A 17,524-nucleotide genomic window follows, 5' to 3' on the forward strand; every position below is an offset into this window, starting at 1 on the left:
AAGCCCGCCGTCGCAAGACTTTCGCCGCGCGCGGTTTCCAGCCGCATGATTGGCTCCAAAAAGTCTGCAACTTTTTGGAATCATGCGTATACGGCCCTCCACAAGCCATGAGGAAATCATGTCCGCCTTCAAGCCCCTCGTCTTCTCGGGCGTCCAGCCGACCGGCAATTTGCATCTGGGCAACTATCTCGGCGCCATCAAAAAATTCGTCGCCCTCCAGGAACAGTCCGACTGCATCTATTGCGTCGTCGACCTGCATTCGCTGACGGCGCAGCTCGTGCACCAGGACCTTGGCGACCAGACGCGCTCGATCACCGCCGCCTTCCTGGCATCGGGCATCGACCCCAAGAAGCACATCGTCTTCAACCAATCGCGAGTCATCCAGCACGCCGAGTTGGCCTGGATCTTCAACTGCGTGGCGCGCATCGGCTGGATGTACCGGATGACGCAGTTCAAGGACAAAGCCGGCAAGGACCGCGAGAACGCCTCGCTCGGCCTGCTCGCCTATCCGAGCCTGATGGCCGCCGACATCCTGCTCTACCGCGCCACCCATGTGCCCGTGGGCGAGGACCAGAAGCAGCATCTGGAATTGACCCGCGACATCGCGCAAAAATTCAACAACGACTTCTCGGAAAAGATCGCGGCGCTCGGCGTCGGCGTCGAGATGCAGGTCGGCGAAGAGACGGTGAACGGCTACTTCCCGATCACCGAACCGGTGATCGGCGGTCCTGCGGCGCGCATCATGAGCCTGCGCGACGGCTCGAAAAAGATGTCGAAGTCGGACCCGTCGGACCTGTCGCGCATCAACCTCACCGACGATGCCGACACAATCTCGAAGAAGATCCGCAAGGCCAAGACCGATCCGGAGGCCTTGCCGAGTGAAGTCGACGGGCTGGAAAGCCGGCCGGAAGCCGAAAACCTGGTCGGCATCTATGCCGGCCTCGCCGAAATTTCCAAAGCCGACGTGCTGAAGGAATATGGCGGCCAGCAGTTTTCCGTGTTCAAGCCGGCGCTGGCCGACCTTGCAGTCGAAAAGCTCGCGCCGATCGCCTCGGAGATGCGCCGCATCGAGGGCGACCGCGCCTATGTCGACGCCGTGCTCAAGGACGGCGGCGAGCGCGCCCGCGCGATCGCCGAAGGCACGATGAAGACGGTGCGCGACATCATCGGCCTGTTGCAGGACTGATCGGTCCTCGCTGGTTGACTGGGATCGCCATACCGGCCGGCGGCTTGCCGCCGGTCCGTGGCGGTGGCAGATTGCGGCCGAATTGATACCGAGCGGACAGACATGGTTTCCAAACGCCTCAGCCGTGAAGCCGGACATCGCCGCAAATTCCTGGCGATCATCGACGATACGCCGGAATGCGAGCGCGCGGTCGCCTACGCATCGACGCGCGCACAGAGCACCAGCGGCGTGCTGGTCCTGCTCTATGTGATCGAGCCGGACGATTTCCAGCATTGGCTGGGGGTTGAGAAGATCATGCGCGAGGAAGCCAACGCGACCGCGCGCGCGGCGCTCGACACCTATGCCAGCAAGGTGCGCCAGAAGGTCGGCATCGAGCCGGAACTGGTGGTGCGCGAAGGCAAGCCGACCGAGGAAATCCACAAGCTCATCGAGGAAGACCAGGACATCGCCATCCTGGTGCTGGCGGCCGGCGCCGGCAAGGAAGGTCCGGGGCCACTGGTGAGTGCGGTGGCCGGCCGGGGCGCCGCCTTCCCCATCCCGGTTACCGTGGTGCCGCAGAACCTCTCCGACGAGGAAATCGAGAGCCTGGCCTGAATTGGGAAGGCCCTCCTGCCCGATTGGAACGTCGCCGATCCGCAGATACACATCGATGTTATCAACCAGCCCATAGCCCTTGGCCCGTGTCGGCGGCGCGCCATTTGGAATGGTCACGGAAACGCCATTCCAAAGGAGCGCCGGTGGACGAATCAACCCGGAAAGCAGGGCGTAGCGGCACGTCAACGCCGCGAAACGCTGGGACTGGATCACCGGTGCCGCCGCGCTCGCAGGCAGCGCGATCGCAGCAAAAAGCCCGGCAGACGGCTCATGCGCAGCAGGAGCGCAGGCACCGCGTGCTCGCCAAGGGGCACCCGGCCATGGTGGACAGCATCGCCGGCGCGATTACCGTCAAGAATCTCGATCTCTACTATATCGTCGCTCCCGACGCCCAGATACCGCTGAAGGGCGAGCACGGCTTCGGGCTCTATTTCCACGACTGCCGTTTCCTCGGCGGCTATGAGATGACGCTGGGCGGTTTGCCGCCGATCGTGTTGGCCTCGACCGCGCAAAGAGGTTACGCCGCGCTTTTCGAACTGGCCAATCCCGACCTGCATTGCGATGGGGGGCGACTGATCCCCAAGGACGAGCTCGGCATCCGCTGGGAGCGGATTCTCGATGCGGAGCAAACATGCGTGCGGGAGGTTCTGACCATCCAGAATTTCGGCCACGAGCCGCATGGCTTTCCGCTGGCCCTGCACTTCGGCGCCGGCTTCGAGGACATTTTCAATGTGCGCGGACTGGTGCCGAAGAACCTCGGCAGGTGCGAGCGGCCCGCCTGGCGCGACGGCAGCCTCCACTTTGTCTATCACGGCGCCGACCACGTTCGCAGAACGGCAACAATCGGTTTTTTGCCGGCACCCGATGCCATGCACAGAACGGCGGCCGAGTTCCGGTTCGATGTGGCGCCAGGAGAAAAGCGTACCATCGCGATCACCATAGAATTGAGGGAACTGTCGGAAGAGCCGGAGGCCGAGCAAATGAGCCAGCACCCGGCGTTTGCTCTCGAGGCCTTTGCCGGGACGGTTCAGGCGGATACTGAAAAATGGCTGGAGCAACACACGAAGTTCGACAGCGACAGCCTGCTGCTCAACAGCATCGTGGACCGTTCGCTGCGCGATCTCGCGGTGCTTAGGTCGGATCTTGGCAACAGGGAGTATTTCGCAGCCGGCGTGCCGTGGTACGTCGCGCTGTTTGGACGCGACAGCCTGATCGTCGCGCTCGAGATGCTGGCTTTCCAGCCGGAGATCGCCGCCCAGACGCTGCGTCTTCTTGCCGGCTATCAGGGCCGTCGAACGGATCGATGGCGAGAGGAGCAGCCCGGCAAGATCCTGCATGAGCTGCGCGTCGGCGAGCTCGCTCGCGCGGGCAATGTCCCGCATGCCAGATTCTACTGCACGGTGGACGCGACCCCGCTCTTCCTGCTGCTTCTCGGCCGCTATGCCGCGTGGACAGGCGACGTGGGGCTCTTCCGCGAACTGCGGGAGCCGGTGGAAAAGGCCTTGGGCTGGATCGCCAAGGCCGGAGACGGGCATGGCGAAGGCTATGTCAAATACCGGACCATCTCGGAAAGCGGTCTCGTCAACCAGGGGTGGAAGGATTCGGCCGACGCGATCGTCAGGACCGACGGCAGCATCGCCAGGCCGCCGATCGCGCTGGTCGAGGTGCAGGGCTATGTGTTCGCGGCCAAGCATGCCATCGCCGATCTCTACGAACGCATTGGAGAGCGCAACAGCGCCAGGCAGGTTCGCGGCGAGGCCGAAAAGCTTCGGACACGGTTCAACCGCGACTTCTGGTGCGAGGACCTGGACACTTTCGCGCTGGCGCTCGAGGCGCGCGGCCGCCCGGTCGCGGTCGTTTCCTCCAACCCGGGCCATGCGCTGTGGACCGGTATCGCGGATCGGGGCAAGGGCCGCCGAACCGTGCGGCGGCTGATGCAGGACGACATGTTCAACGGCTGGGGCGTGCGCACGCTCTCGAGCGCGGAGCGGCGCTACAATCCCGTCGGATATCATCTCGGCACCGTCTGGCCGCATGACAATGCGCTGCTGGCGGCCGGCTGCCGGCGGTATGGCGAGGACGGCGCGGCGCTGCGGATCTTCACCGCCATTGTCGAAGCGGCGATGCACTTCCGCCATCACCGGCTGCCGGAGGCGATGGCGGGCTTTCAGCGCAACGATTTCCAGGTGCCGGTGCACTATCCCGTGGCCTGCCACCCGCAGGCATGGGCAGCGGGCGCGGTGCCGTTCCTGGTGACCACCTGCCTCGGCCTGGAGCCCGACGCCTTCGCAAACAGGCTGCGGATCGTGCGGCCGCGACTGCCCGATTTCGTCAGCCGCATCGAGCTTCGCGGGCTGCGGGTCGGCGAGGCAAGCGCCGACCTCGAATTCATGCGCACGGCGGACGGCGCCGAGGTGAACATCCAGAAGACGAGTGGACAACTCAGCGTGGAAGTCGGAGGATAGGCTTGCCGTGGCGAAGCGCTCCGCCGGGGCAAAAACATTCCGCCAGCCAGCCGTTCGGGCGACGCGTTTCGCTTGAATGTCCAGCCGATAGAGCCTATTTAGAATTATTCCAAACTATCGGCCCGGAAGGGCCTGGAGATATCCATGTTCATCCAGACCGAATCGACGCCGAACCCGGCGACGCTGAAATTCCTGCCCGGCAAGGAAGTGCTGCGCGACGGCACCGCCGATTTCCGCGACGCCGAAGGCGCCGCACAGGCTTCGCCGCTGGCCGGCCGGCTGTTCGAGATCCCCGGCGTCACCGGCGTCTTCTTCGGCTACGACTTCATCACCGTGACCAAGGACGGTCCGGACTGGCAGCACCTGAAGCCGGCGATCCTCGGCGCCATCATGGAGCATTTCATGTCCGGCGCGCCGGTCATGGCTTCGGCGGCCCCGCCCAACGACGCCGGCCAGGCCGGCGAGTTCTACGACAAGGCGGACGAGGAGCTGGTGCTCACCATCAAGGAGCTGCTCGACACCAGGGTACGCCCGGCGGTCGCGCAGGACGGTGGCGACATCACCTTCCGCGGCTTCGAGAACGGGACCGTGTTCCTGCACATGAAGGGTGCTTGCGCCGGTTGCCCGTCGTCGACGGCGACGCTGAAGCACGGCATCCAGAACCTGCTTCGCCATTTTGTTCCAGAAGTGCAGCAGGTCGAGCAGGTTGCCTGACAATTCTGCTCCGCCCGCCGCCTGTGGCGATTTTCTGGGCTTCTCGGCGGAGCGAATTTTCCCCAAGCCGCAAAAACAAAAAACCGGGCCCCAACAGCCCGGTTTTCTGTCTTTGGACGTCTTGTTGTTGCCTAGACGGTCCGCTCACGAAAGCTTTTGTCCGCGGCCATCATGATCACATCACGATGACCTTGGCGCCGACCGAAGTGCGGTCGTAGAGATCGATAATGTCCTGGTTCATCAGGCGGATGCAGCCCGACGACATCGCCTTGCCGATGGAGAACCACTCCGGGCTGCCATGCAGCCGATAGCCCATGTCGCCGCCCTTGTTGAACAGATACATGGCGCGCGCGCCGAGCGGGTTCTTCAGGCCCGGCTCCATGCCGCCGGCGAATTTGGCGAGTTCGGGCTGGCGCTTGATCATCGGCGCCGGCGGCGTCCAGGTCGGCCATTCGCGCTTCAGCGCGATATGGGCGGTGCCGTGCCACTCGAAGCCCTCGCGGCCGACACCGATGCCGTAGCGCATGGCCATGCCGTCACCCTCGACGAAGTAGAGGAACTTGTTCTGGGTGTCGACGATGATGGTGCCGGGCTTCTCGGGAGTGTCGTAGCGCACTTCCTGCCGGCGGAAGCGGGCCGGAACCTTCTCGATCGGTATGCGCGGCAGCTGATAGCCGGCATCGGTCATCGCGCCATAGTTGTTGGTGAAGATTTGCCCGCCAATGGTGCTGCACCCGCTGATCGCGGTCGACAGCGCAAGGGCGGCGACGATTGCAAACGACTTCAAGCGCATGAATAGGTCCGACGCCCCGCCTTTTATCAGCGGCACGAGTCGGCCGCTTTCTCACCATCATTCATGCTGGCATTTCTTTTGCTTGCCAAGCGTGCACTGCCTATATGCATGACCTTCCCTGCCGGTAAGTGCCGAACTGCGGCATTTCGGCAACAGGGGTCCCAGGATTGTGAAGTAAAATCAACGGGGCAGCCGGAAAGGCTGCCGGAGACAGGAGAGCGCCATGAATGTCGGTGATGCCGCCGAACGTTCCGGCCTGCCGGCCAAGACCATCCGCTACTATGAGGAGATCGGCCTGATCCTGCCGGCGCGGGCCGAAAACGGCTACCGCGACTACTCGCGCGACGACGTGCACCGGCTGGCCTTCTTGCGCCGCGCCCGAAACCTCGGCTTTTCAATCGACGATTGCAGGCAGCTGATGGCGCTTTATCAGGACCGCGACCGCGCCAGCCATGACGTGCGCGAAATCGCAAGCGCCCATGTCAGGGCGATCGAGGAAAAGGTGCGCGAACTGCAGTCGATGCGCGCGACGCTGCAGGAGCTGATCCACGCCTGCCACGGCGACGACCGGCCGGACTGCCCGATCTTGGATGACATGGCGGGGGCGGCGTGAAGTCGCCGAGCCGGAGCTAGACAAGTATCCGCTCCCTATCTTAGCTCTTGAACCAGCAACAAATCCTCGGCAGGAGTGCTCCACCCGTGAAGGGATACTGGCTCATCGTCGGCACCGAGATTTCGGACCAGGAAGCGCAAGCCGAATACGCCAGGCTGTGGAAGCCCATCGGCGAGAAGTATCAGGCGCGCAGCAATCCTTCCGAAGTGCCGCCCCTGCTGGTAGAGGCGCGCGATGCCGGTCGGGTGATCGTCGTCGAATTCCCGTCATTGGAAGCTGCCAAGGCCTGCTATGACGACCCGGCTTACGAGGAAGCGAAGCGGTTTGCGCTGCAGGCGTCGAACCGCGTCTTGTTGATCTTCGAAGGGGATCTGGGGGAGGCTGGATGAGGCGCTCTACAATGAAGCGTCGATCATGGGCATTACTTGGGAGATCACCGATTGACCTGTAACGCTGATTGCGTTCGGCTTAGAAGGTTCATACTGCGGATGCAGCAGCGTAGCAACACTCTCAAGTGTTGCGGTGGTCTGTGAAATATATAACCGCCCGCGCTTTTCGCCCTCGTTAGGTGGGCGACGGAGTTGCCCGGGTCCGTGTTATCTGGGCCGAAATAGCGCCATTTGATTTCGCCTGTGACGCCATATTTGGTCTTTATCCTGCGCACTTCGTCTGCAATGCCATGCCATTGGGCCTCATGCATGTGACAAAATAGGGCCTATTGCCCACGCGGCAGGGTTTGGGCGGGCTACCACTCTCGTCAATAAAGCAAAGGTGCATTCTGCAATGTCAGGCAAACCCGCTGAAAAGAGTCAAGTTGAGAAGTTCCGCGAACTGGCGCGGGAGATTGAAACCGTCGATTCCGAAGAGCCGTTGAACGCGGCGATTAAGAAAGTGGCAAAGTCCCCGCCGCCGCCTAAGCACGACGAGAAAGCGGGAAAGAAGCCTCGCTAGCCCTTGGTCGTCATCATAAGACTTCCACCAAGTGCCGCGCAGGATGCTGGCGATATCCCGATCCTGTGTGGGGTGACGCATCCGGTGAGGATCGAGCAACGGTTCGGTTTCTATGAGCCGCCGTCGTGAGCGTTCGATATACTCTCTCGATCTGGCGATTAGAATGCTGTCCTGATTGGAATAAAGCGCGCGATGGGGATTGTTGGGAGACATAGCGTGGCTCCGGTCTTATGCAGACGGGAGCGCTAGATCGCTGTCTCTCAGCCGCCGATGTCCGTTGGGTCGTTACCGGCGATAGTGGTCAACATACCGGAACCCAATTCGGTTCCCGAATTAATTGTGCGTCTGGGTCTGTCAAATATACAATCGTCCTTTAATAGGCGATTATCTGGTTGACAAACCCAAAGTTACCTCCTAGGGTAAACGGCATAGGAGTTAGCTATGTCCGTTCTGTCCCGCCCCGAATTCCATGACGAAGCCAAGGCTTTCGAGCATGTCGAATCCATACTGTGGCCGAACGGTCCTGTTTGCCCCAAGTGCGGTAGCGTTGATCGCCACTACGCATTGAAGGGCGTTCGCACCAAGCCTTCCAAGAAGAACCCGAACGGCGTCGAGCGTCACGGCCTGTATAAGTGCAGCGCCTGCCGTTCGCAGTTCACGGTCCGCATGGGCACGATCTTCGAGGAAAGTCATTTGCCGCTCACCAAGTGGCTACAGGCCATCCACCTTATGTGCGCCTCGAAGAAGGGCATCAGCGCCCATCAGATGCACCGCATACTCGAATGCACCTATGAGGCCGCTTGGTTCCTGTGCCATCGTATTCGCCTTGCTATGGCTTCTGGCGAGCTTTCCCCGATGGGCGGTGGCGGTAGCGCCGTCGAAGTTGACGAGACGTATATCGGTCGCCTGAAAGGCGCTCCGGTTAAGCCGGGCGGCGGCGCTCACAAGAACACCGTCGTTACGCTGGTCGAGCGCGGCGGCAAGGCTCGTTCCTTCCATGTCGATACCGCCCGCATGGGCAACGTCATGCCAATCGTCCGCGCCAACATCGCCAAGGAAAGCGCCCTGATGACCGACGAGAGCGGCATCTATCGCCGCGCCGGCCAGGATTTCGCCTCGCATGAATTCGTCACCCATTCCAAGGACGAATATGTTCGCGGCAACGTCCACACCAACACCGTCGAAGGCTTCTTCTCGATCTTCAAGCGCGGCATGAAGGGCGTATATCAGCATTGCAGCGAACACCATTTGCACCGCTACCTTGCTGAATTCGATTTCCGCTATTCGAACCGCATCGCGCTTGGCGTCGATGACGGCACCCGCGCTTTCATCGCCTTGAATGGCGTAGGGCAAGCGCCTCACCTATCGCAGACCTGCTTGACGATAAGCGGCGGCACTACCGCAAGCCGGCGCAGCTCGAATTGCCGCTCTGGAAATATGCACGCCAACGCAAGAAAAAGCCGGGGATCTAGTCCCCGGCACAGACTGCTGACAAACCCCTGGCGTTTGCCGGGGGTTTTTGATTCACTGGGTCATGTTGAAGCGACCCGCCCCTGAACAGACCGCGCTTGAGATGGTGACGTTGGATCAGCTGGTTCCGGCCGATCATCTGTTGCGCAAGATCGATCGATCGATCGACTTCTCGTTCATCCACGGTCTGACGGCGCCATTGTACTGCGCCGACAATGGCCGCCCGCCGCTGGACCCGACCTTGATGTTCAAGGCGCTGTTCATCGGCTACCTGTTCGGAGTGCGCTCGGAGCGGCAATTGGTGCGCGAGATCGAGGTCAATGTCGCCTACCGCTGGTTCCTGCGGCTGAAGCTGACCGACAAGGTGTTCGACGCCTCGACGCTGTCGCAGAACCGTCGTCGGCGCTACCAGGACGAGACGATCGCGCAGGCGATCTTCGACCGCATCGTGGAGCAGGCGATCCTTGCGGGGCTGGTGGACGGGACGGTGCTGTATACCGACAGCACGCACCTGAAGGCCAACGCCAACAAGGGCAAATACGACCTTGCCATGGTCGCCAAGTCGCGTGCCGACTACTGGGGCGAGCTCGACCGCGCCATCGAGACGGAACGGGCGCTGCACGGTCAGAAGCCGCTGAAGCAGAAAGAGCGCAAGCCGCCGGTCAAGCAGACCAAGGTCTCGCGCGCCGATCCGGAGGCCGGCTACATGGTGCGCGAGGGCAAGCCGAAGGGCTTCTTCTATCTCGATCACCGCACGGTGGACGGTCGTTGCGGCATCATCACCGATACCTTCGCCACGCCGGCCAACATGCATGACTCGATCGTCTATCTTGGCCGGCTCGACCGCCAGGTGGAGCGCTTCGGCTTCGTTGTGGCGGCGGCGGGGCTGGATGCCGGCTATGCCACGCCAGGCATCGCCAAGGGGCTGGAGGACAGGAACATCCGGGGCGTCATCGGCTATCGCAACCCGACCCCGCCAAGGCCCGGCAAGATGAGGAAGAGCGCCTTCGTCCATGAACCGGATCGGGACGGCTATCGTTGTCCGCAGGGCCAGTTGCTCACCTACGCCAGCACCGATCGCGGCGGGTATCGTCATTACAGAAGCGATCCGGCCATCTGCCGCGACTGTCCGCTGCTGGCCTCCTGCACCTCAAACGCCAAGGCCGAGCGCACCATCACACGCCATGTCTGGCAGGATCAACGCGAGCGCGTCGATGCCAACCGGCTCACGGCTTGGGGCAAGGCCATCTACCGGCGTCGCAAGGAGACGGTCGAGCGATCCTTCGCCGATGCCAAGCAGCTGTTCGGCCATCGCTACGCCCGCTTCCGAGGGCGAACCCGCGTCGCCTGCCAGTGCCTGATCGCAGCCGCCGCCCAGAACATGAAAAAGATCGCAATCAGCCTCTGGCCAAAGCCCAAACCGGTCCTCGCCTGAGGCCAAATCTGCGTCGGCGGCCTCCTGACATCCGCTCCCGCCACCAATTTCCCAAGCGCAATCAATCTGCAAAACAAAACCCCGCCGAAAATCGACGGGGTTCGTCAGCAGTCTGAGCCGGGGATCTAGTCCCCGGCAGTTAGGTTGATCGGAACGGCTAGGCGGCTACGCCGCTAGCGCCGTCTTATCGGCTGCGATAGTGGCCGCAGACGAATTCGGTGCGACCAAAGCGGAAGCGCTGGTACGGGTTTACCCAAACCAAAACGTCACCTCTTTTCAGGCGAGGGGCCTTGAAAAGAGGCGGTAGAAGTGCGATTCTAGGGCTTGGACGTGTCCTAGCACCGCAGGGGTTACCGCCCCTTTCCGGTTGCTGACCACCACGAAGGCCAGTTCCCCGTTCGAGCGGGTCGCTGGCCTTCTTCATTAGTCGCGCACGGTTGGCCGGTGGTCTTAGGCGCCGTGGCTACACAGATCTTATCATCGTCATCCCCGTGCGCTTTCTCAGACGCGCGCAGGAATTATAGCATCGTGAATTCGCCGCACAAGCCCGCGAAGGTGTCACGCGCATCAGAATTTGGTTAACGAGTCCTTACGTTGCTCGTTTTGAAACGCTGTGATACGTCATGGGTTCTACAAGGAGGCGAAGATGGACAAAGCATACGCTAACGCATTGAGACGAAAGGAGGAAATTGAGGCCGAACTGGCTCGTATCAATTCATTCATCGCCATGTACAAGCATTTTTCTGGACCAGAAGGGGAACAAAATGAACCCTCCACACAGGAATCATCGGAGGCAGGAAACAAGGAAACGGCGGCCCCAAGGTCGATTCGTTTTCCGAAACCGTCCGAAATCGCTGACATGGCGGAGAGGCTGATTCGGGGCGCTGGTCATCCGTTGACGCGCGCACAAATCGTTGAACGGCTTGAAAAGGCCGACGTCGAATTGAACAGCGAGGATAAGCCTAGGTATGTTGGGACTATCCTTTGGCGCGAGAAAGGCCGCTTCGTAAACATTCCTGGCGAGGGCTATACAATGAACGACATGGCTACGCCGCTTCAGGCTCTGCAAGGGCTAATGCTCCCTGACGAGGAAAACGACGATGAAAAAGGCAGTGACCTCATCTGACCGCCAATTGCCGCAGATCGAGAAGTTCCGCGAAGCGGCCCGCGAACTGAAGACCGATCAGTCAGACGAAGCCTTCGAGGCCGCTCTTGGCAAGATCGCCCATGCGCCCAAGCTCACCAATAAGCAGATAAAGGAACTGGCGCGGCGCAAGCGCGACCTCGCAAAGGACTAAGTGCGCCCTTCGAACAGGTCATTGATTGACCAAATCGGCAGGATCATCAGCGGGAACTTGTCTTCATCCGGCGCGACCGCAAAGCCGTATTTGGAATAGAGCGCTGTGGTCCTATCGTTCAAAGATCGCAAGCCGACGCCATAGAACGCCACGTGCTTCGATACTAGGTGGGCGCGCCTGAGTGAGTCCACCAAAAGCATCTTGCCGAGGCCGCAGTTCTGACAAGTGCGCTGGACAGCCAAATATTGTAGGTAGATCAGCGGGACGCCGCTTCCCCACATTTGGCGGTCCTGTTTCCCCGCCAGCTTATTGCGATCTTCGCTTGAGAACGAGAGTGAATAGAATCCCATGGCTTTGCTGTTGCCTTGCCCGTGGGCAAGAAACAGACGGGCCTTATTTTGCTCCGACCATTTAGGGGCCTTGGAAACCCACCGATCGATATCGGACTCTCCACAACGAAAGTTATGGATTGCGTCCTTTGACGAAAACGGGGAGATGCGGATTTGACTCAGGTCCAAGGAATGTGCCGGTATCGTCGTTGTAATTCTTTTGGTAAAACTCGTAAGCCTTACGCAATTCAGGCGTCACGCCATTCGTAGCGTTATACGTCTTACGACAAAATTCATAAGCTTCTTTTTCAGTTTGGAAAACCGGCTTGGGCTTGGCGGGCCCGCCGTGAAAAAATCTGAGTATATCTCTAAGACTGAATGCCATTTGGTTGTCTCGTTTGTGCGGCCATTCGGAGCACTACGAATCACCTGTCAAGGGCCTTAGCACACTAATTCCGAATTTCAACCATATCACAATGCGAACAAAAGCGGAAACTTGTTCGCAAATCACAACCCTGGATCTGATTGCTGGTTCCGGAAATGTGATGCGGCGTCTAGACGCGCCGGGGTGATTCACCCTTCGTTCACGATATTAGCGCAAGCTGATAAGCGGACATGAAGGGTAGAGCGTACATGCCCAAACAAAGCCTCAGCGCAGAACACCCCTCAGCGCTGGGGCTTTATCCCGCCTAACGGCGGACAATACCATGTCTGGAAGCCTTCCACGCCAGCCCCAGAATAGTCCGCAGTTCGTGCCCGGACACTTCGGCAGTTCGATTTAGCATTCGTTTGCCGTCTGCAAATCGAACATCGAACTTAAGCGTCCTGCCATCTGCACTCACGGACACGGTGCCCTTGTGAACTCGACGTCGGCCACCCTTGGTTTGACTCACGATCAGCGTAGGCATCTGCACTCAACCCCCATCTTGGATAAGATAGGAATATAGTCTCACCGCACTCTTGGTTTGTCAACCAGATAATCGCCCTTTAATATCGCGTTCAAACCGTGAACAAAATCTGGCATGGTGCCTGCCATGCCTATCGTTTCCGCGATTCCCCTCAACCCGCTGATCGACGGCCGCCAGTCGGAGCGCGCCATGCTGGTGCGGCGCGGCGTGCAGCGCCTGCTCACCCAAATGGGCGCGCATGTGCTGCCAGAGCTATCCCTGGCCACCGGCCGGCGGGCCGATCTTGTCGCGCTGACCCGGCAGGGCGACATCTGGATCATCGAGATCAAATCCTCGATCGAGGATTTTCGCGTCGATCGCAAATGGCCGGACTACCGGCTGCATGCCGACCGCTTCTTCTTCGCCACCCATCCCGGCGTGCCCGCGGAAATCTTTCCGGAGGAATGCGGCTTCGTCCTCTCCGACGGCTATGGCGCGGAGATCTTGCGCGAGGCGCCGGAGCACCGCATGGCCGCCGCGACGCGCAAGGCGCTGATGCTCAGGATCGCGCGTGCGGGCGCGGCGCGGCTGCTGGCGGCGGAGCTTGCCGGTGTTTCGGTGCCGGTGCTGGACGGCGAAAGCGAGTAGGACGCTATCTCGTCGTCGCTGGCCGCGGGCCGCGCAGCACCGGGCTGCACTGCGCCGGGACCCAAAGCGCAGCCCCTACTCGACATTGACGTCCACGACAATTTTGTACGCGTTCCCATCAAAAGTATGAACCGAGAAGGTCATCTGATCCTGCCCCTTGAACCCGGCAGCCGATTTGTAGACGCCTTTTATTCCGTCGACCTTTCGAGAATTGCATCTAAATCTCTGGTTGGTTTTCGCAAAAGATGTGTAAACCTTCCCTTCAACCAACCTAACTTCCCCATGACTCGGCCCGGAGATAATTTTTACATCGTCCTTGCCGGCAGAAGAGCAGTCCGCGTTCAGGCTCGCTCCCTTAAAGACGAGAATCTCTTGGCCCGTCAGTGCCGTTTTTTCATAGCTCGACAGATGTGTGAACGCAGCCGCCGGAGAGAGCCCAAGGCCCAAAACCGCGACCGTTGCTATGACACTTGTTGTGCGGCATACCATTTTTGCTGGCCCCTTAACCGAGTGAATTGCCCCATCGCTGTCTGACGGCACGCTGAAGCACGCTAGCACTCCAGCGATAGCTTCAACTCATCAAATTCAAGTCATCGGAAAGTAGTGGTGCGCCTTACAACGCTTCCATTGATCGGCAAGACCGCGTTCCCCGCTGCCCTACTCCACTTCTTCTTCGGCGCCACCCCGCGCCGGCGCCATCAGCAGCACCGCCGCGCCGACCAGCGCGGCGATCAGCGAGCCGGCGAGGATGCCGACCTTCACCGCGTCCTGAAGGGCCGCGTCATTGGCGAAGGCGAGCAGGCCGATGAACAGGCTCATGGTGAAGCCGATGCCACACAGAAGCGAAATGCCGATCATATGCAGCCAGCCAGCATTGGCCGGCAGGTCGGCGAGGCCGAGCCGGATGGCGAGAACCGAGGCGCCGAAGACGCCGACCAGCTTGCCGACGACGAGGCCGGCGGCGACGCCGAGCGTCAGAGGCTCGACCAGCGCGGCAACGCTCAGGCCGCCGAGCGAGACGCCGGCATTGGCGAAGCCGAAGATCGGGATGACGATGAAGGGCACGAGCTTGTGCAGGCCATGTTCCAGCCGGTGCAGCGGCGAGTGTTCGACGTCGTGACCGATGGCGGGCGAACGCTCGAGCGGGATGGTGAGCGCCAGCGCCACGCCGGCAAGCGTCGCATGCACGCCCGACTTCAGCACCAGCACCCAAAGCGCCGCGCCGAGTACGAGATAGGGCAAGAGGTTCATCACCCGCATGCGGTTGAGTACGATCAATACGGCGATGACCGCGAAGGCGGCGCCGAGATAGGCGAGCGACAGGCCGCTGGTGTAGAACAGCGCGATGATGATGACGGCGCCGAGATCGTCGATGATGGCCAAAGCGGTAAGAAACACTTTAAGCGAGGCCGGCACGCGGCTGCCGAGCAGCGACAGCACGCCGAGCGCGAAGGCGATGTCGGTGGCGGTGGGGATCGCCCAGCCGGAAAGCGCCGCCTGGTTGTCGCGGTTGATCAAGACATAGACCAGCGCCGGAAACACCATGCCGCCGGCCGCGGCGATGCCCGGCAGCACGCGGCGCGGCCAGGTTGAGAGCTGGCCGTCCAGCATCTCGCGCTTGATCTCCAGCCCGACCAGCAGGAAGAACACCGCCATAAGCCCGTCATTCACCCAGTGCGAGACGCTGAGCGGCCCGAGATAGGCGTGGAGGGCGGCGAAATAGGTTTCGGCGAGCGGCGAGTTTGCGACGATGAGCGCAAGGGCGGCGGCCGCCATCAGGATGATGCCGCCGGCCGCCTCGCCGTCGAGGAATTCGCGAAGCATCGATTTCGGCCGCTCGTCGCGCATGCCCCCTCCGTCGCATGGCCCGCCGGCCGGTGTCCTTCGCGATGATGCTCAAACTTGAACGACCGGGCAAGCATTGGACCGGTCGGCCACCGTCGCCCTGCTTGCAAGCGCCGGCGCCGCCCCTCACCTGCCTGCCGGCATCCTCTCCCCGTATGGCGGGGAGAGGGCGCTCTCATCATGGTTTTCGCCAGTCGCCAGCGTTGCTAGGCGGCAGCCAGCGCTGCCTTCGACACCCGCCATCGGCAGCACCGTACGCGCGTTTAAGCAGGTTACCGCGGCGCCCGCTTTGCCAGAATCCGCTGCAGGGTGCGCCGGTGCATGTTGAGCCGGCGCGCGGTCTCGGAGACGTTGCGGTCGCACATTTCATAGACGCGCTGGATATGTTCCCAGCGCACGCGGTCGGCCGACATCGGGTTTTCCGGGGGTGCTGCCCGCTCGCCCGCGGTGCGGGTCAGCGCGGCGAAGACGTCGTCGGCATCCGCGGGCTTCGACAGGTAGTCGACAGCGCCGAGCTTCACCGCCGTCACCGCGGTGGCGATGTTGCCGTAGCCGGTCAGGATGATGGTGCGGGAATCGTCGCGCTTCTCGCGGATGGCGGCGACCACGTCGAGGCCGTTGCCGTCGCCGAGCCGCATGTCGACCACCGCATAGGCCGGCGGGCGGGCGCGCGCCTTGGCGACGGCCTCTTCCACGCTTTCCGCCGTCTCGACCGCGAAGCCCCTGGTTTCCATGGCGCGGGCAAGCCGGGTGAGAAATGGCTTGTCGTCGTCGACGATCAGCAGCGAGGTGTCCTCGCCTTCTACCATTGCGCCGGTGGGTTCTTCTGCGCTCATTTGCGTCAGCATCCTACTGCCTTACTTTTACGCAGATACAATTCTGCAACAGCAATGTCCAATTTTTACAGCCGGCAACAAAGCTGCCATGAGCCAAATGCATAGGCTCACGCATTGTCGAATGCGGTGCCCGGGGCATGCTCGGGATTGAGGAAGACGCCGCGAGGCCAGGTGATCTGCACCACCGCCCCCTCGCCGAGCCCGCTCGAATTGCGAAAATCGATCGTCGCGCCCGAGCGCTCCAGCAACGTCTTGGCGATGAAAAGCCCGAGCCCGAGGCCGCCGCCGGCCTCTGTCCCCTGGCGCGTCGACATATAGGGCTCGCCGATGCGGTCGATGATTTCCGGCGGGAAGCCCGGCCCGTCGTCAATGATCGAGAAGGAGACCTCCTCACCGTCCCAGTTCCAGCTGACGGTGACCGTGTTCTTGGCGAAGTCGACAGCGTTCTCGACCAGATTGCCGAGCCCGTAGATGACGCCGGGGCTGCGCTGCCCGACCGGCTCCGGGCCGATGCGCTCGCCGGGGCGCAGCCGGATCGAGATGCCGAAGTCGCGGTGCGGCGCCGTCACTTCCTCGACCAGCGAGGTCAGCGGCAGGCGCGAAAGATGCGCCTCGCCTTCCGAGGACAGGCTGGTCAGCCGCTTCAAAATCTCGCGGCAACGCTCGCTTTGCGAGCGCAGCAGCTTCACGTCCTCGCTGAATTTCGGATCTTCTCCCAGCGCCTTTTCCATTTCCTTGGCGACGACGGTGATGGTGGCCAAAGGCGTGCCGAGCTCATGCGCGGCGGCCGCCGCGAGGCCGTCGAGCGCCGAAAGATGCTGCTCGCGCTGCAGCACCAGCTCGGTGGCGGCGAGCGCGTTGGCGAGCAGGCGTGCCTCGGCCGCGACGCGGAAGGCGTAAATCGCGGTGAAGGCGATCGAGGCGAACACCGCCATCCACATGCCGGCGACATAGATGAAGGGCATCGACAGCGGCGCGCCTTCGTACCAGGGCAGCGGCAGATGGAAGAACACAAGCAGCGTGGCCGCCGCGATGACCAGCGCGCCGAGCACCGCGGTGAGGCGCAGCGGCAGTGATGCGGCGGAAATGACGACGGGCACCGAGAGCAGGACCGAAAACGGGTTGGTCAGGCCGCCGGTCATATAGAGCAGGCCGGCGAGCTGCAGGCTGTCGATGGTGAGGATGACGAAGGCCGAGAGCGGGGTCAGCCGATGCGCCGCGGGATAGCGGAAGGTGAGCCAGAGGTTCATCCAGGCCGAGCAGGCGATGAGCGCGAAGCACAGCGAGACCGGAAGCGGGAATTTCAGCCCGTAGCCGACGACGAGCACCGCGATGCTCTGGCCGACAATGGCCAGCCAGCGCAGGCGGATCAGCGTGTTGAGCCGCAGCCGCTGGCTCTGCTGGGAATCGGGCGCGCGCAGAATATTGATCATCGACTTACGATTATAGCCGCAGGAGGG

At 61.7% G+C, this 17,524-nt stretch carries 17 protein-coding genes and 1 pseudogene; 11 read left to right on the forward strand and 7 right to left on the reverse strand.

The window, feature by feature from the left end:
- Positions 1 to 118: 118 nt before the first annotated feature.
- The 4 genes from trpS to EJ078_RS12550 all read left to right on the forward strand — a co-directional run bounded on the left by trpS (position 119) and on the right by EJ078_RS12550 (position 4,959).
- Complete coding sequence (gene trpS / locus EJ078_RS12535) at positions 119 to 1,186, forward strand: tryptophan--tRNA ligase (RefSeq protein WP_067003531.1); 1,068 nt, start codon at positions 119 to 121, stop codon at positions 1,184 to 1,186.
- A 102-nt stretch (positions 1,187 to 1,288) separates the two neighbouring features.
- Positions 1,289 to 1,780: a universal stress protein gene (locus tag EJ078_RS12540; protein ID WP_067003529.1), complete on the forward strand. Its 492-nt coding sequence runs from the start codon at positions 1,289 to 1,291 to the stop codon at positions 1,778 to 1,780.
- A 215-nt stretch (positions 1,781 to 1,995) separates the two neighbouring features.
- A complete protein-coding gene (locus tag EJ078_RS12545) occupies positions 1,996 to 4,245 on the forward strand; it encodes a glycogen debranching N-terminal domain-containing protein (protein WP_127215875.1) in 2,250 nt (749 codons plus the stop codon).
- 144 nt (positions 4,246 to 4,389) lie between these two features.
- Positions 4,390 to 4,959 carry a NifU family protein gene (locus tag EJ078_RS12550; RefSeq protein ID WP_127215876.1) on the forward strand — a complete coding sequence of 190 codons (570 nt, stop codon included), beginning with the start codon at positions 4,390 to 4,392 and terminating at the stop codon, positions 4,957 to 4,959.
- 175 nt (positions 4,960 to 5,134) lie between these two features.
- Here the strand turns inward: EJ078_RS12550 and EJ078_RS12555 are convergent, their stop codons facing one another.
- On the reverse strand, positions 5,135 to 5,752 hold the full coding sequence (locus tag EJ078_RS12555) for a L,D-transpeptidase (protein WP_067003525.1): 618 nt from the start codon (positions 5,750 to 5,752) through the stop codon (positions 5,135 to 5,137).
- Between the two features lie 223 nt (positions 5,753 to 5,975).
- Between EJ078_RS12555 and cueR the strand changes: the two genes are divergently transcribed.
- Together cueR and EJ078_RS12565 are read left to right on the forward strand one after the other, a co-directional pair.
- Complete coding sequence (gene cueR, locus EJ078_RS12560) at positions 5,976 to 6,365, forward strand: Cu(I)-responsive transcriptional regulator (protein WP_127215877.1); 390 nt, start codon at positions 5,976 to 5,978, stop codon at positions 6,363 to 6,365.
- Between the two features lie 86 nt (positions 6,366 to 6,451).
- The gene (locus EJ078_RS12565) at positions 6,452 to 6,754 is read left to right on the forward strand and encodes a DUF1330 domain-containing protein (protein WP_127404306.1); all 303 of its coding nucleotides are present in this window, start codon (positions 6,452 to 6,454) and stop codon (positions 6,752 to 6,754) included.
- A 397-nt stretch (positions 6,755 to 7,151) separates the two neighbouring features.
- On the opposite strand, the gene EJ078_RS12570 is transcribed toward EJ078_RS12565, so the two are convergent.
- Entirely contained in the window at positions 7,152 to 7,529 is a 378-nt protein-coding gene (locus EJ078_RS12570) for a hypothetical protein (protein WP_208721544.1), read from the reverse strand.
- Positions 7,530 to 7,757: 228 nt separating this feature from the next.
- On the opposite strand from EJ078_RS12570, the pseudogene EJ078_RS12575 reads away from it, so the two are divergent.
- The 4 genes and pseudogenes from EJ078_RS12575 to EJ078_RS12590 all read left to right on the forward strand — a co-directional run bounded on the left by EJ078_RS12575 (position 7,758) and on the right by EJ078_RS12590 (position 11,519).
- Positions 7,758 to 8,697: pseudogene (locus EJ078_RS12575) on the forward strand (IS1595 family transposase).
- Between the two features lie 153 nt (positions 8,698 to 8,850).
- Entirely contained in the window at positions 8,851 to 10,221 is a 1,371-nt protein-coding gene (locus EJ078_RS12580) for an IS1182 family transposase (protein WP_127217539.1), read from the forward strand.
- Positions 10,222 to 10,867: 646 nt separating this feature from the next.
- A complete protein-coding gene (locus EJ078_RS12585; RefSeq protein WP_127215880.1) occupies positions 10,868 to 11,347 on the forward strand; it encodes a hypothetical protein in 480 nt (159 codons plus the stop codon).
- A complete protein-coding gene (locus tag EJ078_RS12590; protein ID WP_127215881.1) occupies positions 11,322 to 11,519 on the forward strand; it encodes a hypothetical protein in 198 nt (65 codons plus the stop codon). The genes EJ078_RS12585 and EJ078_RS12590 overlap by 26 nt, the downstream gene beginning before the upstream one ends.
- Here EJ078_RS12590 and EJ078_RS12595 read toward each other — a convergent pair.
- Positions 11,516 to 12,037 carry a GNAT family N-acetyltransferase gene (locus EJ078_RS12595; protein ID WP_245457083.1) on the reverse strand — a complete coding sequence of 174 codons (522 nt, stop codon included), beginning with the start codon at positions 12,035 to 12,037 and terminating at the stop codon, positions 11,516 to 11,518. The two genes, EJ078_RS12590 and EJ078_RS12595, sit on opposite strands and share 4 nt — an antisense overlap.
- An 845-nt stretch (positions 12,038 to 12,882) precedes the next feature.
- Here EJ078_RS12595 and EJ078_RS12600 point away from each other — a divergent pair.
- Positions 12,883 to 13,383, forward strand: coding sequence for an MmcB family DNA repair protein (locus tag EJ078_RS12600; protein WP_164750500.1), 501 nt, complete (start codon positions 12,883 to 12,885; stop codon positions 13,381 to 13,383).
- Between the two features lie 75 nt (positions 13,384 to 13,458).
- Here EJ078_RS12600 and EJ078_RS12605 read toward each other — a convergent pair whose 3' ends face one another.
- The 4 genes from EJ078_RS12605 to EJ078_RS12620 form a co-directional block, all read right to left on the reverse strand.
- Positions 13,459 to 13,923 carry a hypothetical protein gene (locus EJ078_RS12605; RefSeq protein WP_245457084.1) on the reverse strand — a complete coding sequence of 155 codons (465 nt, stop codon included), beginning with the start codon at positions 13,921 to 13,923 and terminating at the stop codon, positions 13,459 to 13,461.
- Positions 13,924 to 14,040: 117 nt separating this feature from the next.
- A complete protein-coding gene (nhaA, locus tag EJ078_RS12610) occupies positions 14,041 to 15,231 on the reverse strand; it encodes a Na+/H+ antiporter NhaA (protein ID WP_127215884.1) in 1,191 nt (396 codons plus the stop codon).
- A 269-nt stretch (positions 15,232 to 15,500) separates the two neighbouring features.
- Entirely contained in the window at positions 15,501 to 16,064 is a 564-nt protein-coding gene (locus EJ078_RS12615; protein WP_040974834.1) for an ActR/PrrA/RegA family redox response regulator transcription factor, read from the reverse strand.
- 107 nt (positions 16,065 to 16,171) lie between these two features.
- The gene (locus tag EJ078_RS12620) at positions 16,172 to 17,497 is read right to left on the reverse strand and encodes an ActS/PrrB/RegB family redox-sensitive histidine kinase (protein WP_095799233.1); all 1,326 of its coding nucleotides are present in this window, start codon (positions 17,495 to 17,497) and stop codon (positions 16,172 to 16,174) included.
- Between the last annotated feature and the right edge of the window lie 27 nt (positions 17,498 to 17,524).

It is taken from the genome of Mesorhizobium sp. M1A.F.Ca.IN.022.06.1.1, assembly GCF_003952605.1.
In the GTDB taxonomy this organism is placed as follows: domain Bacteria; phylum Pseudomonadota; class Alphaproteobacteria; order Rhizobiales; family Rhizobiaceae; genus Mesorhizobium.

Bases quoted from the DNA above. Each gene is read 5' to 3' on its own strand.
- trpS (WP_067003531.1), top strand. From the start codon at position 119: ATGTCCGCCTTCAAGCCCCTCGTCTTCTCGGGCGTCCAGCCGACCGGC.
- EJ078_RS12540 (WP_067003529.1), top strand. From the start codon at position 1,289: ATGGTTTCCAAACGCCTCAGCCGTGAAGCCGGACATCGCCGCAAATTC.
- EJ078_RS12550 (WP_127215876.1), top strand. From the start codon at position 4,390: ATGTTCATCCAGACCGAATCGACGCCGAACCCGGCGACGCTGAAATTC.
- EJ078_RS12555 (WP_067003525.1), bottom strand. From the start codon at position 5,752: ATGCGCTTGAAGTCGTTTGCAATCGTCGCCGCCCTTGCGCTGTCGACC.
- cueR (WP_127215877.1), top strand. From the start codon at position 5,976: ATGAATGTCGGTGATGCCGCCGAACGTTCCGGCCTGCCGGCCAAGACC.
- EJ078_RS12570 (WP_208721544.1), bottom strand. From the start codon at position 7,529: ATGTCTCCCAACAATCCCCATCGCGCGCTTTATTCCAATCAGGACAGC.
- EJ078_RS12580 (WP_127217539.1), top strand. From the start codon at position 8,851: ATGTTGAAGCGACCCGCCCCTGAACAGACCGCGCTTGAGATGGTGACG.
- EJ078_RS12585 (WP_127215880.1), top strand. From the start codon at position 10,868: ATGGACAAAGCATACGCTAACGCATTGAGACGAAAGGAGGAAATTGAG.
- EJ078_RS12590 (WP_127215881.1), top strand. From the start codon at position 11,322: ATGAAAAAGGCAGTGACCTCATCTGACCGCCAATTGCCGCAGATCGAG.
- EJ078_RS12600 (WP_164750500.1), top strand. From the start codon at position 12,883: ATGCCTATCGTTTCCGCGATTCCCCTCAACCCGCTGATCGACGGCCGC.
- nhaA (WP_127215884.1), bottom strand. From the start codon at position 15,231: ATGCGCGACGAGCGGCCGAAATCGATGCTTCGCGAATTCCTCGACGGC.
- EJ078_RS12615 (WP_040974834.1), bottom strand. From the start codon at position 16,064: ATGAGCGCAGAAGAACCCACCGGCGCAATGGTAGAAGGCGAGGACACC.
- EJ078_RS12620 (WP_095799233.1), bottom strand. From the start codon at position 17,497: ATGATCAATATTCTGCGCGCGCCCGATTCCCAGCAGAGCCAGCGGCTG.